This window comes from Arthrospiribacter ruber, from assembly GCF_019343195.1.
Classification (GTDB): domain Bacteria; phylum Bacteroidota; class Bacteroidia; order Cytophagales; family Cyclobacteriaceae; genus Arthrospiribacter; species Arthrospiribacter ruber.
Genome location: NZ_RPHB01000001.1, coordinates 680,186 through 694,873 on the forward strand (window position 1 = coordinate 680,186; position 14,688 = coordinate 694,873).

Consider the following 14,688-nt stretch of genomic DNA (forward strand, 5'->3'; position numbering starts at 1 on the left):
CTTTATTTTATATAGCTGCAATCATTTCTTCAATGTAATCTTTGTTTTTCCATAGCATCAAGACTCCCGATGCTACCATACTGGCCACTACAATTTTTCTGAAAAAAAGTTCTGAAATTTTGGCAAGGATGAGCTTACCGAAGTAGACCGCAATCATGGAGGATATACCAATCAATATACCAAACTTCAGCACTTCCCCTGTGACATAGCCATAGTAGGCATAGCTGATGATTTTGGTGATATGTAGAATAATGGCATTTGCTGACCTTGTGCCGAGTAGGGATTCCTTGCTGATGCCATAGTTGAGATAGGCAGAATTCATCAATGGTCCCACGCCTCCGATCAGACCGGACAGGAACGAAACCACAAGGCCCATAGGGGCAAAATGCCAGGCCTTGACTTTAAATCCCGTTTTTGTTTCTTTCTTATTCCACTGAAATATTGTAGAAAGAAGCAACAGTCCGATCAGGATCTGAAGAAAATCAGAGGACAGTGCGGCAAACATCCTTGCACCTATAATAGAGCCTACGATAGTGGAAGGAAACAGCCAAACAAACAATTTCCAATCTATAAACCTCCAAAAAAAGAAGACTTTGGAGGTGCTGCTCATGCCTATACTGATGGCCATTACAGGTGCTACTGCTTTTACACCCACCACTACTGCCACTAAGGGCATCAGGAGCAAACTTGCTCCGCCTCCTGTCAGCGTACTCAGTATAAATACCACAAATGCACCCAGGAGCACTAAAATCAATTGTATCATAATTTAAAAAAGGAAATCTCTCTGTATCAGTTTTTATCAATTCATATTCTATTACTCAACCCTCAAACTTCGGAATGGTTGCAGATGTCTCTCCATCTTCTTCCGATGTCTAAAATGAATGTATATGTGACATTGATATCCGACTTTAAGAAAAATTCATGCCTAAAATCATCCTTCCTCTGAAGTACAATGTCCATGTATTCGAATATGTTTGGGGTATTTTTCCACACTGTGTGGAATTTCTATTGGGATGTCGCCTAAAAAGCTTTGTTATTGGCAATTATCAAATGGTGGAAAAAATCCACATGCTCCACAGTTTTTTCCAGGATATTTTTTCAAATGTTAATAACTACCAATGACAGATATGGAGGGATCGTCATTCTGAACGCAGTGAAGAATCTCCAACTTTTAAAGAGAAGAGATCTCCCGCAATGCTGCGGGACAGGCTTTCATCTCCGCAAGCTCCGATTACCATTGACATACATTGGGGGCGGCACGTCACCCTGAGTGAAACGAAGGGTCTCTTTGACTTGAGTGCAGGAGATTCTTCGCTTGTTCCTCACTACCATTGACAGATATGGAGTGATCGTCATTCTGAACGCAGTGAAGAATCTCCTACCATGTGGGAGATGCTTCGACTCCGCAAGCTCCGCTCAGCATGACGCGTAATTTTGTCATTACCCTTTCTGAACATTCCCTAAATGTTAAAATCTCAGAATGACGGGTCTGCAGATGTCATTCCCTTTCTGTAAATGCTAAATTTTAATAACTCAGAGTGACGAGTCGCCCCGATTGATGTCAATGGTAACGCAGTGAAGAATCTCCCACTATTAAGGGAAGGAGATCCTTCTCCCGATCGAAACAAGCTTTGCGAGAAATAAAATAATTGAAAAAAACAAACAAAAAGCCCAACTTGATTTTCAGGTTTTTCCCCTTTTTCATTTGAATTCCCAATATTATGGGCAAATTTTGTAGTTGGTTTTACGCTTTTAACCTTAACCAACAATGAATAAATACATAGATCTCATTCAGCAGACTTTTGATTTCCCCACCAAAGAGTTTCATGTAGAACACAATCAGTTGCATTTCAATGGGGTCAACCTCATGGAAATCATTGAAACCTACGGTACCCCGCTAAAGCTCACTTATCTGCCGAAGATTTCGGAAAATATACAAAACGCCAAGACCTATTTTGGCAATGCGATCCAACAGCACAATTACAAAGGCAACTATACTTACTGCTATTGTACCAAGTCTTCCCATTTCAGCTTTGTGCTGGATGAAGCGCTGAAAAACGACATTCACATAGAGACATCTTCTACCTTTGATATACCTTTGGTCAGGAGCCTTTTTGAAAAAGGCAAAATTACCAAAGAGACCTATATTGTCTGTAATGGGTTCAAAAGGCAACTGTACAAGCAGTATATTACAGAGCTGCTCAATGATGGTTTTGTAAATTGTATCCCTGTCCTGGACAATCTTAGTGAGATCGATTATTACCTAGAGCACGTGAAGGTTCCTTTTCAGGTTGGAATCAGGATTGCCGCAGATGAAGAACCAAAATTCGGATTTTATACCTCAAGACTAGGTGTCAGGTACAATGACATCATCAAGCTGTATGAGGAGAAAATCAAAGACAATCCGAATGTGAGCCTTAAAATGCTGCATTTTTTCATCAATTCAGGCATTAGAGATACTGCCTATTACTGGTCTGAGCTGACCCGTTTTATCCAAAAATATGTGGACTTGAAAAAAATCGCACCTTCACTTGATACCATGGATATTGGTGGTGGCTGGCCGATCAAAACCAATGTGTTTTTTGATTACGACTACCAGTATATGGCGGAGCAGATCGTCAAAAACATCAAGTGGATGTGTGCCAAAAACCATACGGATGAACCCAATATTTTCACGGAATTTGGCAGCTACACAGTAGGGGAAAGCGGTGCTGTGATGTACTCTGTACTTGAGGAAAAATTGCAGAATGACAAAGAACTGTGGTACATGATAGACGGCAGCTTTATCACCCAATTGCCTGACAGCTGGGGCCTTAATCAAAAATATATCATGCTGGCGGTCAACAATTGGGATGAGGAATACCATAACATCAACCTTGGTGGACTGACCTGTGACAGCATGGATTACTACAATTCTGAAGCGCATCAGTTCAATATTTACCTGCCAAAAGGGGAGGGGAAAAAGCAATACCTTGGGTTTTTCCATACAGGAGCATATCAGGAATCTTTGGGAGGATACGGAGGTATTCAGCATTGCCTGATACCCGCACCCAAACATGTCATCATCGACAGGGACACGGATGGCAGCATCAAGCATTGGCTTTTTGCTCCTGAACAAAGCTCAGACAGCATGCTGAAGACTTTGGGGTACTGAAAATAATGGAGGAAGTTACAACTATGTGACTTCCTTTTTTTATAACTTAACAGAATGAAGATTCAATTTCCTGATATATTGTTCATTTTTTTCTCTCTGCTATTGCCTCTTTACTTTATGATCAGCGAGGTTCAGGTCATTTATTTGGATAAGCATCCGGAAAATATTGAGGATTTTCATTTTTTTTGTGAAAACGGTAAAAATCAGATAGATAATTGGGAATTAATCTTGCTAGAGGCGGAAAATAAATTAAAGTCATACGCTAAAGAGAACAACCTGGAAAAAATAAAAGTGTATATAATTGAAGTAAAAAATGGTGCCATCAGTACCGAATCTGAACTGGGAAACAATGGGTTCGTAAAGCTTTGGGTTCAATTTGATAAAAATTAAATTGTTTTTGTTTCTATTTGGATATTTTTTTGAATCATATTGTTTTTTGGTATTGGTAAATTTCAATTTTGCGTTAAAAACTCTTAATGTTATTGGGCGTTTATTTTTTTTGTGCCAAATTTGAAGCTGTGGTTTATTTAAATCACAAACAATTAAACTAGGAGTAGTGAAAAATCTCTTGGGAAAATGAAACCTATTTAATTTTTATGAGAAATAACTTGTTGCTTATTGCTGCAATATTGATTTCAAATTCAATACTGGGGCAAGAGAGATATTCAGGTGAATATGTGTTTAATGGGATTGAAGGTAAAGGTGATTTTGAATTCATCCGAGGTGAGGGTGATCAGGTAATCAAACAAGGAGAGTTTCAATTCAACCGTAAGGAGCGGGATGTCGAAGACAAGACGATTTTTTACAGGACGGAAATATTTGGTTCCTATGAAATGGACCAGAAAACCGGAACCTGGAATTATCTGGAAGAAAAGCATAATGTACTTTTAGAAGATGTCAAGGATTTCAAACTTGATTATGACATCAACAGCCAGCAGATTTTATTAAAGGCTAATTACTTAAATGGTTTACCTGAAGGTAAATGGGTCTTTGAAGAGAATGAATTTGTGGAAGAAGAATTGCGGAAAAAATCAATAGTAGACGACTTGATTTTTGAGGGAGGCGATCTAAAAGGCCGGTTCCAATATAGGACCTTTGTGAATAACCGTTCAAATTTCATCAGAGGGGAACTGTTGCCCGGAGGAATTATGAACGGAGAGTGGACTTTTGTTTATGAACATGAGGGTAAACTGATCAGTGAAGTAAGGAATTACGAAAAGGGGTTTTTGCTGGGTTTGGTAAGAAGTAACTTAGAATCTGGGGAGATTATCGAAGAGTTGGTGTTTTTTCAAACAATCAATAAACTCAATAGGCTGAATAGTGGTGAAAAGGTTGACTTCAGGATTGCAGATGAAAAGTCAGGGATAGATTTTATTGACGGTTTTTTAACAGATTCACCTCAATATCAAAAGCAAGCTGCTGCCAATGCTTTTATATCAGAATTTTTAACTAATGTAATGAGGTATGACGAATCATTCGTGTCTTCAGATGGAGAACTTATTGAGTACCCAATACATACCCAAAGATTCGTATTTGAATTGAGCAGGGCCCAGCAAAGAATGATAGAAGCGATCCCTGCTGAATTTGATAGAATCAAGAGGGTAGTAAGAGATTATTCCAATAGAAATAGCTTAAGGATCAATAGGCAAAGGTCTGATAGTTTGGCTTACGCAAATGCATATTTTGATCACAAAGCTCAAAGATTGGAAGAATTTGAAGAGTTGATCGAATTGTTTAAAACCAAGCAAATCCAATATTTGGATGTTGAATATCTAAAAAATGAGGGCTTAAGTTTTATCAAAGAAACAGAACAAATCGAATATGAATATGGCGATGAAACAATTGTCAGAGAATTGGAATTCGATCTTTCAGCTTTTGAAACGGGTTTTTATACTGGCTTGGTGGATTATTTAGAGCAATTGGCAGCGTCACTTTTATATGTGAAAAACTATGTTGATGCTTCGTTATCACAAATTGAAAGAGATGAAGACCTCAGGTCTATAGAAAATCAGATTCAGGACAGGAAAATCATTTTGGATGAAGTTTATCTAAATACAGAGGGTCTCAATAGTAAAGAGGCATCCCTGGTATTGGCCGTTCATCAAAATATACTGGTCAAAGACTATGAGGCCAGACTTGAAGAATACAGTAAGCTTAACAGATTTGCAGACAAAAAGGAAAAGGCAAGAACTCTATTGGATCTATTGGAAGATTTGGAAGCCCAACACCCTAGACTTGTAGAACTTTATAGTAAAGTAGAAGGATTGGATAAATTGTATCAAGAAGAAATATTCAACCCATTTACCTATTCTCGATATGATCAAAGGGCAAAGCCTAGGCTTTATGAGGCTGCTGAAATTTTGTTTGATCATTATTTCAAATCCTTAAAGGCGGAAACTGATTACACTGAAATAAAGATTTGGATTGACAAATTGGAGGTATTGATATCTAGGATGAGAGAGCTAAGAGACGCTGAAACGAGAAGATTGGAAAACAGAATCAATAGGAGAATGGATGTCAGTAGAATAGAGTCTTTGTTGGAGTTATAAGTATAGGATAAAAATGGATTTTAAAAGAATTAATATTTGGCTTATAGTATTCTTGTTAACCACTTGTTATACTGTGACTTCCAAAGCACAAGGGCAGACTCCCGCTCCCGTAGTAGTTCCGACTGAAAAAATCAATTTGCCCGCAACAACTGAAAACTGGAATGGGCTTTACCTTAAGTTGAGAATGTCGGATAAGTGGTTTTGGTATCAGGAAAACCATTATAGAAGAAGAAACAGTGTCAACAATAATTGGGATTTCGTAGGCAGAATGAGTCAGTTGTATAATAGGTTTGGATTTACTTACCTGTTTACAGATAATTTTGAGGTGACTTTTGGACCGACACTGGTTTGGCAGTTTTCACCAGACAGAGGAAATCCGGAGTTTTTTGATTCTGTATTCGATAGCCGTTTTTGGCATCAGTGGCTGATGACCCAGAGTATTGGCCCGGTCAAAGTTTTGCATCAGTTTAGATTTGAGCACAGGTTTCAGAGAGGAAATAATATAGGTTCAGAGTACCAATACAGAGACAGGTGGAGGTATAAGATCACTGGTTATATACCTATCAATAAGCCCAGGATGGAAAATAAAACATTTTTTATTGCCCCTTCCAATGAGTTTTTCTTTCAATCCAATAGAGAAACTTGGAATCCCTTTGAAGAAAACAGGGTTTATACAGCTATCGGTTATACCTATAACAACTACATGTTTTTCGGAGGTCACATGTGGACTTACGGGCCGACAATTACACCAGGAACCTATAGAAACAGGCATATCATCAGGCTAAATGTCATGTATACCATTGACTTTAGAGAAAGAAGAGTGCCATTAACTAGGGATTTTGCCTTTTAATCAATCCTTTTGAATTTGAATATGAATAAAGTAATACTCGTTTTTGTCTTTTTTCTTATCTCTTCTGTTTCTTATGGGCAATATAAGGAACAAATAAGAGTCAAACATGGATATGAAATGGCAGTGGATAAGGGTTTTTTTGGGATGAATTTTACAGGGGAGTACTTTCCAATAAACTACATTTCGATTGTTCCATCAGTTACTTTCTATACCCCTGCAACAGGTGCCGCAAGAGGCTTTGACCTTAATGCCAGGTATTACCTTACTGAAAAAGAATCTCAATGGTATGCTACTTTAGGCTATGGGCATTATACCAGAGTATTTGAGTTCAATCCTATAGGTGTCTTAAGAACTAATTCTGTCAATCTTGGTGGAGGAGGTGTTTTCAAGCTTAGTGACGAAATTGGCATCAATCCTGAGATCAGGTACCAGCCAATTCAAAGAAATGATTTAATATTCAAAATTTCAATTTTGTATTTTGTGAATTGACAAAGTGCCATTGGACTTAATTTTTTTAATTTTAATTAAAATCTACCTATTTTAGGCATAATCATTGTTTAGGTTTCAAGCCGTTGCTCATGGTAGATTCCCTGAATTTACTTTTTAGCTCTTCATAATAAGTTCAAATAATTATATGCCAAAAAATATACAACGGGTTTTATTGTTTTTATGTCTTTTTGTATTTCTAATCTCACATTCTGGTCTTGCTCAGGAAATAGAGGAAGAATCTGAAGAAGAAGATGAAACAGAGGAACCAATTGATTCTGATTTTTTCCTCAGCAATATTCCTTTTTTCTTATATGACGTGATGATTACCGGCGGGCTAAATACAAGTAATGTTTATTGGTCAAATCATTACAGAGAATTAAATCCTGCAGGTGGGTTTCAGATTGGCTTGGAAGGGTATTTTCCTCTGGGCCAGGTTTCATTCATTGACTATGGTGTTCAGTTTGCGCAAAGAAATTTCAGGCATGGTAGTCAAAGTATCCTCTTTAAAAATAATTATTTGGATTTTCCACTTTATGCCTCCTTTAGTCTTCCTGAGTTTATTACAATAGATTGGCGTTTTTTCCTTGGAACCCAATTTAGCTATAGACTCTCTACTACCCAAAGTGAAGATTATCTGCTATTTAATCAAGATAGATTCGAATATGATCCGCAAAGGTTCAATAGATTTGATACAGGAATGACATTTGGATTGAGTGGTGAACGGAATAATATATATTTCCGGTTAAGATCCTTTGTTGGGATAAGCAAAATAGATAGACTTGATCAAGGTGCAATGAGTTCGTTCAATTTGGAACTTGGTTATTTCCTGTTCCGAAATTATAGACAATAGTATGAATAGAAAGATTTGGATATTTCTTTTTCTGTGTGTCGTCTGTACCAATAGTATAGCGCAGAAAGTGCACACAATGGAAAGAGATACAGTATATTTTGAAGAGTTTTTAGGTAGGGAGAAGTTCCAATATTTCATTGATGAAGATAGTAGCTTGGTGAAGAGTGGATCGTATGCTTTTACATCTGAACTTTACAACCAATTACTAAGTAATGAACTCACACAGCTTGAAATTGATGGTAAATATTCAAACAACAGGTTTGAGGGTGTTTGGGAATACAAGCTTTTTGAACTAGAGGTAGAGCTCCTAAAAATCCGAGACGGCAGGACAGTAGTTTTAGAAAACAACTTGGATGGAATAGAAAGAACAGCAAGATTGAATTATAAGCAAGGAAAGCCAGAAGGAGCATGGAAAATTGAAAATATTATTATTACCAGTAATAGAAAAAGTCAGGAAACAACTGGTGGGACCATAAACTTTAAAGAGGGGACAGCTATAGGTAATTTTTCGTTTGATGATCCAAAAGACCGGAATTTTGTAAGAGGGACTCTAAATGAAGAAGGATTTTTAGAAGGAGAGTTGACGATTAGATTTGTCAGAGATGGTGATGAAATAAAAGAAGTTAGGACTTTTAAAGATGGGTTTTTATTAAAGCTTTCTAAATTCAATGAAACAGAAGGAAAGTTGGAAGCCGAAATTTTTTATAAGGATGTTCAAAGCCAACTTGAAGATGCTGATGGTAGAATTGAAGATATCAATTTCACAATTAGTGAAGAAGGTTTTGGAATAGGTTTTCAAAATGGTTACAATCTAGGGGATGAAAAACTCACTGAGCAAGAGGAAGGGAATGAAAAGATTAATATCATATTGAATAGATACAAGAGATTTGCTACAGGCTTAGTGAACGAAAGAGATGAACCCCAATTTAACCTAACTAGAAGGTTCAAATTTGTCTATCCTGAGGAAGAAGAAGATATCATTAGGGATGTGCAGCCACGACTGAATATCATGTTGGAGGAGTTTAATGACTTCCTTTCCAATCCTCAGTTTATACTCAACAGAGATAGAATTGATAGCCTTCCTTACGTTTTTGGGTTTATAGACCATTCCAGAAAAAGGGTGCAGGATATGCTTGAGGTCATTGAACAAATGGAAGACGGTTTCTTTGATTTTTTATATAGACCTAATTTTTATCCCAATGGTCTGACAGGACTGAATCAGCCAAGCACTTTTACCTATGAAGAGAATGGAAAAGAAGAAGAGGCGGAATATGACCTAGGCGTTTATGTTGATTCAGGTTTTGACCTTATCAGTCAGATTGCAGAAGTTACAGAAGTCCTTAGGGAGCGGACAAATGAGTTACTTGATTTTTCATTTATGGAAATCAGAATATTTGATGAGCAGGCTACCATAGATAGCCTTGATAGTGATATTGTACAATTGAAAACAAGGGCAGATGCGCTGTATTCCTTTCTTCAGGAAATTCCAGCCGACAGAACATTTGAAGAAATGCCGCTGGACTACAGGGTTTATCGGGTAATCCACAACAATACCCTTGTGAGGTTGCAGGATGAATATTTAGATGCAGAAGATTATGAAGAAAAAGTAGCCAAAGGTGAGGAACTGACCTGTATGCTACAATATCTTATCGATCAGCATGATGAGATATTGTACATTGAAGAAATGCCTGAGCGACTTGATAAAACATTTACCAGATTCTCTCCTAATCCATTTTTCGAGAGAGATATAGAAACCAAAATATTACCGAATATTTACGGCAAAGGAACCGGACCTCTATTTCAAAGTTATGCTGAAAACCTTTTCGAGTCCTCTAGCTGCAAGAGCCTTCAGTCCAATTTGGAGAAATTCAGGAAATTGGAAGACAGACTCAAAGAGTTGGCAAAACGAAGCGATAGCGAAGAAGTGGTCAGGCTTGACCGTGCCCTGCGAAGGGAAAATATTCCAAACCGAATTGAAAGATTATTGAACCTGTAGATTTCAAACCTATATGAAGAAAATTTTAATTTTGACCTTTTTATCCTTCTTTATAGGTGTTGCGCATACATTTGCACAGGAGGATGATCTTGAGTTTTTGGACAATAGGATCATGTATACCAAGTACTACATTTCCGATTTTTTCAATGACACCACCAAGTGGGCATGGGAGGCAGATGTAGTATATAGAAGACAGAGTCAACTGGGAGCAGGGGACATTTGGGATGCACCATTGAGGCTGAGTATCAGGCCTTGGATCGCCTATCAGTTTACTAAACTGACCAGAGTAAGTTTAAACCCCATGGGTATTTTCTACTCCGCTCCTAGATATCCACAGGAATCTGATTTGGACAGGCCCTTTGAAAGGGAAATGAGGACTACCCTTCAGATCAATAATTATGTGTATTATGGCAGGTACAACTTTACCCACAGGTTGAGGTTTGAGTCCAGGTGGAGAGACATTGATGGAGAAGGAAGGCCAAACCATAATTGGAGGGTCAGGTATAGGTTGAGAACCAGAATCCCCCTGAACACAGATTACTTTTATACCAACAATACCTGGTATATCTCCCAATATTCTGAAATGCACGTCGAGTTTGGAAGGGACTACGGAACTAACTTTTTTTCCCAAAACAGAAATTATATTGGTGTGGGCTACAGGTTTTGGGAATGGACCAGACTGGAATTGGGCTATATCGTGCAGTTCAATACTAGAGGAAATAACAGGCAGGTTGACCTTTCCCAAGGGCCTATGTTTTACCTGTTTATGGATATCCTGAGCAGAAATAAAAGAAGGTACAATTATAGTTTTTAGATATGAAGTAGAAATACAATAGAAAAAGGTGATGAAGAATTATTTACGATTTACCGAGCAAAAAATGTGGAGAGAATCCCCCAAACCCACAATCCACCCAACTTTTAACCTTTCCCTCCGGGAGGTAAGTTTACCATGCACTTTTTTATTTGTGTTTATCAGTGGTTGTTTTTTGGGTTTAATTAGGAATGTCTGAGACCCCAAAGGGGTCAAATGTTAAAAGCCTCGGGTTTCAACCCCGCTCACAACGGCGAAGACGAGAAGAGATATCCCCGCGGTGCAAGCGCAGGACAATGTGTTTCGCCGCCGTTCCTGTCTCTAGGGACGGCTCAAAAATCTTTAGTAGATACAAAGAAATGTGAGCAACGAGATATTTTGAGTTAAAAACTCAAACTCAAAATTCCCGCGGTGCAAGGGGGGGCAATGTCTCCACTCACCCCAAACCTACTTTTAATTTTTTAACTACTAACTTTTAACTAAATCAACCTCCAATTTTCAATTAAACGTATACCTCACACCCAACTGCATTTGCCAGACATCTCCGATATTAGCGGTTCTTACAAAACTTCTTGTCGGCAATTCACCACGGGCTGGATTGAGTTGATAAGTAGGCACATTGGATACCGGATCTATATCCACTATACCAATTGGGGATTCATTGGTGATGATCTGGCCCACCCCCCAGTTGTTGTTGAGCATATTGGTGAAATTAAAGATATCAGCACGTAGTTGTAGACTGTTTCTCTTTCCACCTACTTGGATAAAGAAATCCTGTACCACTGAAAAATCAAGCCTTCCCACTACTGGAAATTGAACTCCGTTCCTAATGGCGTAATTACCTCTTCGGGTACTCAAATGGGGATCCTGATTGATGAAGTCATTGAATATTTCCCTTTGCTGACTTGCCGAAAATGTAGTTCCATTGACAGTCAATGGAGCAAAGGCCATCTCCTGAAGCTGGGCTTCTGTAGGCACAAAAAGAAGGTCGTTACCGACAATTAGGTCTCCGTTAATGTCGGTATTGTATACATAGGATTCTACACCTTGATTTCTCAGTTCATAAAAAAGAGAAACTGAGGTCGCCATATTTTTAGCGTACTCTTTACGGTACCCTATCGAACTGATGATTCTATGCCTTTGGTCATCCAAAGAAAAGCCCAATTCCGGGAAATTACTTCCTCTTACAGCATGAATGTTTTCATAGGATAAGTAATGTTGTGTATTGCCGTCCACCATGTTTTTGGAAACCCCATAGTTGTATGCAGCCATGGCATGGAGCCCGTTGTCGAAGTTTTTCTGAAGCTGAAAAGTCAAGCTGTAAGCATATCCTTGTGAGGTATTGTCAAGGACTACCGCATTAGTAATATTAGGATTCCTTCTATTGGCCTCATCCGAAAACCCATAAAGCGGCCTGTTGTCGGGTCCTGCAAGATTTCTTGTAGCGGGCATTAGATTGGAATCATAAAACAATAAGTCAGAAACCTGGGCCGTGTAGATACCTTCAAATGTACCTACAATACCGCCAAAAAGCTCTTTGTCTATACCTATATTGCTTCTCCAAACTTGTGGATTTCTAAAGTTTTGGTCAATATAGGCCAGGTCGTAGGTGTCCGGAGTGCCGCCATTTTGTGGAATGTAAGCATTAGGGTCAGGGCTGAAGGGGAAATTACTTGTATTGTCTTCTCTGATCTGTCCCTGAAGCACTCCGTTGGTGTTGACCATATTGGAAATATTGATGTAAATAGGCCTACCGGAAAATAGACCTGTACCGCCTCTTACCTGAAAAGTCCTATCTCCTTTCACATCCCAATTGAAGCCCATTCTTGGGCTCCACATGTATTGTGGAGACGGCAAACGATCGGTTCTGATGCTTATCTGCTCCCCGTCCGGTCGCCTAAAGTCCAGCTCAGCTGCTTCGGGATTGAACCTTGCCGTTTGCCCATAGAATGGAACATCAAGTCTGACACCTAAGGTTACTTTAAGTCTGTTGGTGACATTGATTTCATCTTGGATGTATGCACTGGCAATGTAAGCCTGTGTATTTGCTGTAGGAACACTGCCGTCAGGTAAGGCGGAAAACTGTCTTTGGAACCTTCTTAACTCGACCTCTTCACCTGCTACATCACGGTAAAAATCATCCAATGAATTATAGACATAATGTCCGAAAAATGTTGGGGTAAAAGTATAGTTGAAATTGAAATATTCGAAGTTGACTCCTGCTGTCAGGGTATGGTTGTTCAGATAAGCAGAAAAATTGTTTTGAAATTGCCAGACATCCGAATCCAGCGCTCTGTTGGGTGAAAGTAAGTCTGTCCCGAAAGAGATATAGTTTCTGCCACCTTCCAAAATATCCACCATAGGGAAATCTCCGCCTTCCCATGATCTGAAATTCCTGTTAGAAGTCAGGCCAAACCTGAGTTCATTGGAAAATCTATTGCCGAAGGATGAGTTCAATTCAATTATGCCGGAGTAGATGTTGTCATTAAGGAGGTAGTTTGAATTTTGGAAATTAAGGGAAAATAAGTTTTGGTTTCTTCCACCAAATCCAAGGGAAGTTCTTGCCACAGGCCTTTCTCTTGAAGAAATCAGTGTATTGAACCTGGCACTTAAATGATGGTGTTCATTTATGTTGTAATCAAGTTTGATCAGGAATTTATCTGATACTGTAGGAAGGTTGTAATCTTCGTAAAGGCCGGGATCATAGCCGTAATTGTTGATCAGGAGGTTTCTCACATCCTCCATGTCTGATTGCAATACCCGTGTTACATTGGCTCCTGATCTTCCCGGTGCATCTGCGATAAAAGGTGAGTTGGGATCAGACCTTCTTTCGGACTCGCCTGAGACAAAAAAGAACAACTTGTCTTTGATGATTGGTCCTCCCAGTCTAAACCCGTATTGCTGAACATTGAAATTTTCGGTAACTACCTCAGTTCCTCTGGCATTTGTTCCTACCATTCGGTCGTTCCTGTTATTGATAAAAGCTGATCCGCGGAATTCATTGTCTCCTGATCGGGTAATGGCATTTATTCCTGCTCCTGTAAATCCACCTTGGGTGACATCATAGGGGGCAATATTTACTTGTATCTCTTCAATAGCATCCAGTGAAATGGGGGTGGAGTTGGTAGGTGCACCTGGAATAGATCCTGTCAGTCCAAAGGCATTGTTGAAAATACTCCCATCCAAGGAAAAGTTAATGGATTTTGGGTCTTGCCCAGCAAAGGACTCACCATTTGATTGCGGAGTAAGTCGGGTGAAGTCCTGTACGCTTCTGCTTAAAGTAGGCATTGTCATCAATGCTTCTCTATTGATGGTAGTAGCAGCACCTGTTCTTTCATCATTCAGCAAATTGTCCCTAAATGCTGAAACTTCTACAGTTTCCAGATCGAAATCATCATCGTTGAGTTCAAGGTCCAAAACAAACCTTTGGCCCAACCTTAGATTGATGTTGTTGATGATTTTGGTTTCAAATCCAATGAAAGAAACCTCCACCCTGTAAGGGCCTCCTGTACGCATATTAGGAATGGTGTACCTACCATTTGCTTGGGAAACAGTCGTATAATTTGTACCCGAGGGCGTATGTACAGCTTGGATAGTTGCGCCTGGTAGGGGATCTCCTAAATCATCTGTGATAAGCCCGGTGAGGCCTGAAGTGGTGGTGCCTTGACCATAGGATGGAAGTGACATAATTACCACCATAAAAAAGGATATAAGGATATACTTAAGGATTTGTAGGATTTTCATGGAGACAACTTTTGGTTATGAAATTTTATTTTAACCAAGTCTATGCCCTTAATAAATAATATGGTATCAGTGTGATTATAAGGTGTAAAATATGGTTTGATATGATTTTATATGTAGAATGTTTCTACACATGATGGAATATTTCTACACTTTTAATTCACTTCAAAGATGAATAATTGGACGTTTTGATTTTTTAAAATTTTTAAATCCTATAAAAAAGATAGGGTATATAGGAATATAAAAAT

10 protein-coding genes are annotated in these 14,688 nt (G+C 38.8%); 8 read left to right on the plus strand and 2 right to left on the minus strand.

Annotation, left to right across the window (positions count from 1 at the left end):
• Positions 1-7: 7 nt before the first annotated feature.
• Complete coding sequence (locus EGN73_RS02635; protein WP_246611427.1) at positions 8-763, minus strand: sulfite exporter TauE/SafE family protein; 756 nt, start codon at positions 761-763, stop codon at positions 8-10.
• A gap of 1,005 nt (positions 764-1,768) precedes the next feature.
• Between EGN73_RS02635 and EGN73_RS02640 the strand changes: the two genes are divergently transcribed.
• From EGN73_RS02640 to EGN73_RS02675, 8 genes are all read left to right on the plus strand, one after another.
• Positions 1,769-3,154 carry an arginine decarboxylase gene (locus tag EGN73_RS02640; protein ID WP_219286829.1) on the plus strand — a complete coding sequence of 462 codons (1,386 nt, stop codon included), beginning with the start codon at positions 1,769-1,771 and terminating at the stop codon, positions 3,152-3,154.
• Positions 3,155-3,208: 54 nt separating this feature from the next.
• On the plus strand, positions 3,209-3,544 hold the full coding sequence (locus tag EGN73_RS02645; protein ID WP_219286830.1) for a hypothetical protein: 336 nt from the start codon (positions 3,209-3,211) through the stop codon (positions 3,542-3,544).
• A 206-nt stretch (positions 3,545-3,750) separates the two neighbouring features.
• The gene (locus tag EGN73_RS02650; protein WP_219286832.1) at positions 3,751-5,703 is read left to right on the plus strand and encodes a hypothetical protein; all 1,953 of its coding nucleotides are present in this window, start codon (positions 3,751-3,753) and stop codon (positions 5,701-5,703) included.
• A gap of 73 nt (positions 5,704-5,776) precedes the next feature.
• A complete protein-coding gene (locus tag EGN73_RS02655) occupies positions 5,777-6,553 on the plus strand; it encodes a DUF2490 domain-containing protein (protein ID WP_343207072.1) in 777 nt (258 codons plus the stop codon).
• Between the two features lie 21 nt (positions 6,554-6,574).
• Entirely contained in the window at positions 6,575-7,042 is a 468-nt protein-coding gene (locus tag EGN73_RS02660) for a hypothetical protein (protein WP_219286836.1), read from the plus strand.
• A 145-nt stretch (positions 7,043-7,187) separates the two neighbouring features.
• Positions 7,188-7,892, plus strand: coding sequence for an outer membrane beta-barrel protein (locus tag EGN73_RS02665; protein ID WP_219286837.1), 705 nt, complete (start codon positions 7,188-7,190; stop codon positions 7,890-7,892).
• Positions 7,893-7,968: 76 nt separating this feature from the next.
• The gene (locus tag EGN73_RS02670) at positions 7,969-9,888 is read left to right on the plus strand and encodes a hypothetical protein (protein WP_246611428.1); all 1,920 of its coding nucleotides are present in this window, start codon (positions 7,969-7,971) and stop codon (positions 9,886-9,888) included.
• A gap of 13 nt (positions 9,889-9,901) precedes the next feature.
• On the plus strand, positions 9,902-10,702 hold the full coding sequence (locus tag EGN73_RS02675) for a DUF2490 domain-containing protein (RefSeq protein WP_219286840.1): 801 nt from the start codon (positions 9,902-9,904) through the stop codon (positions 10,700-10,702).
• Positions 10,703-11,197: 495 nt separating this feature from the next.
• Here EGN73_RS02675 and EGN73_RS02680 read toward each other — a convergent pair whose 3' ends face one another.
• Positions 11,198-14,443, minus strand: coding sequence for a TonB-dependent receptor (locus EGN73_RS02680; protein WP_246611429.1), 3,246 nt, complete (start codon positions 14,441-14,443; stop codon positions 11,198-11,200).
• Positions 14,444-14,688 lie beyond the last annotated feature (245 nt).

Excerpts from the sequence above, each read along its gene's own strand:
- EGN73_RS02635 (WP_246611427.1), bottom strand. The coding sequence starts at position 763 with ATGATACAATTGATTTTAGTGCTCCTGGGTGCATTTGTGGTATTTATA.
- EGN73_RS02640 (WP_219286829.1), top strand. The coding sequence starts at position 1,769 with ATGAATAAATACATAGATCTCATTCAGCAGACTTTTGATTTCCCCACC.
- EGN73_RS02645 (WP_219286830.1), top strand. The coding sequence starts at position 3,209 with ATGAAGATTCAATTTCCTGATATATTGTTCATTTTTTTCTCTCTGCTA.
- EGN73_RS02650 (WP_219286832.1), top strand. The coding sequence starts at position 3,751 with ATGAGAAATAACTTGTTGCTTATTGCTGCAATATTGATTTCAAATTCA.
- EGN73_RS02660 (WP_219286836.1), top strand. The coding sequence starts at position 6,575 with ATGAATAAAGTAATACTCGTTTTTGTCTTTTTTCTTATCTCTTCTGTT.
- EGN73_RS02665 (WP_219286837.1), top strand. The coding sequence starts at position 7,188 with ATGCCAAAAAATATACAACGGGTTTTATTGTTTTTATGTCTTTTTGTA.
- EGN73_RS02670 (WP_246611428.1), top strand. The coding sequence starts at position 7,969 with ATGGAAAGAGATACAGTATATTTTGAAGAGTTTTTAGGTAGGGAGAAG.
- EGN73_RS02675 (WP_219286840.1), top strand. The coding sequence starts at position 9,902 with ATGAAGAAAATTTTAATTTTGACCTTTTTATCCTTCTTTATAGGTGTT.
- EGN73_RS02680 (WP_246611429.1), bottom strand. The coding sequence starts at position 14,443 with ATGAAAATCCTACAAATCCTTAAGTATATCCTTATATCCTTTTTTATG.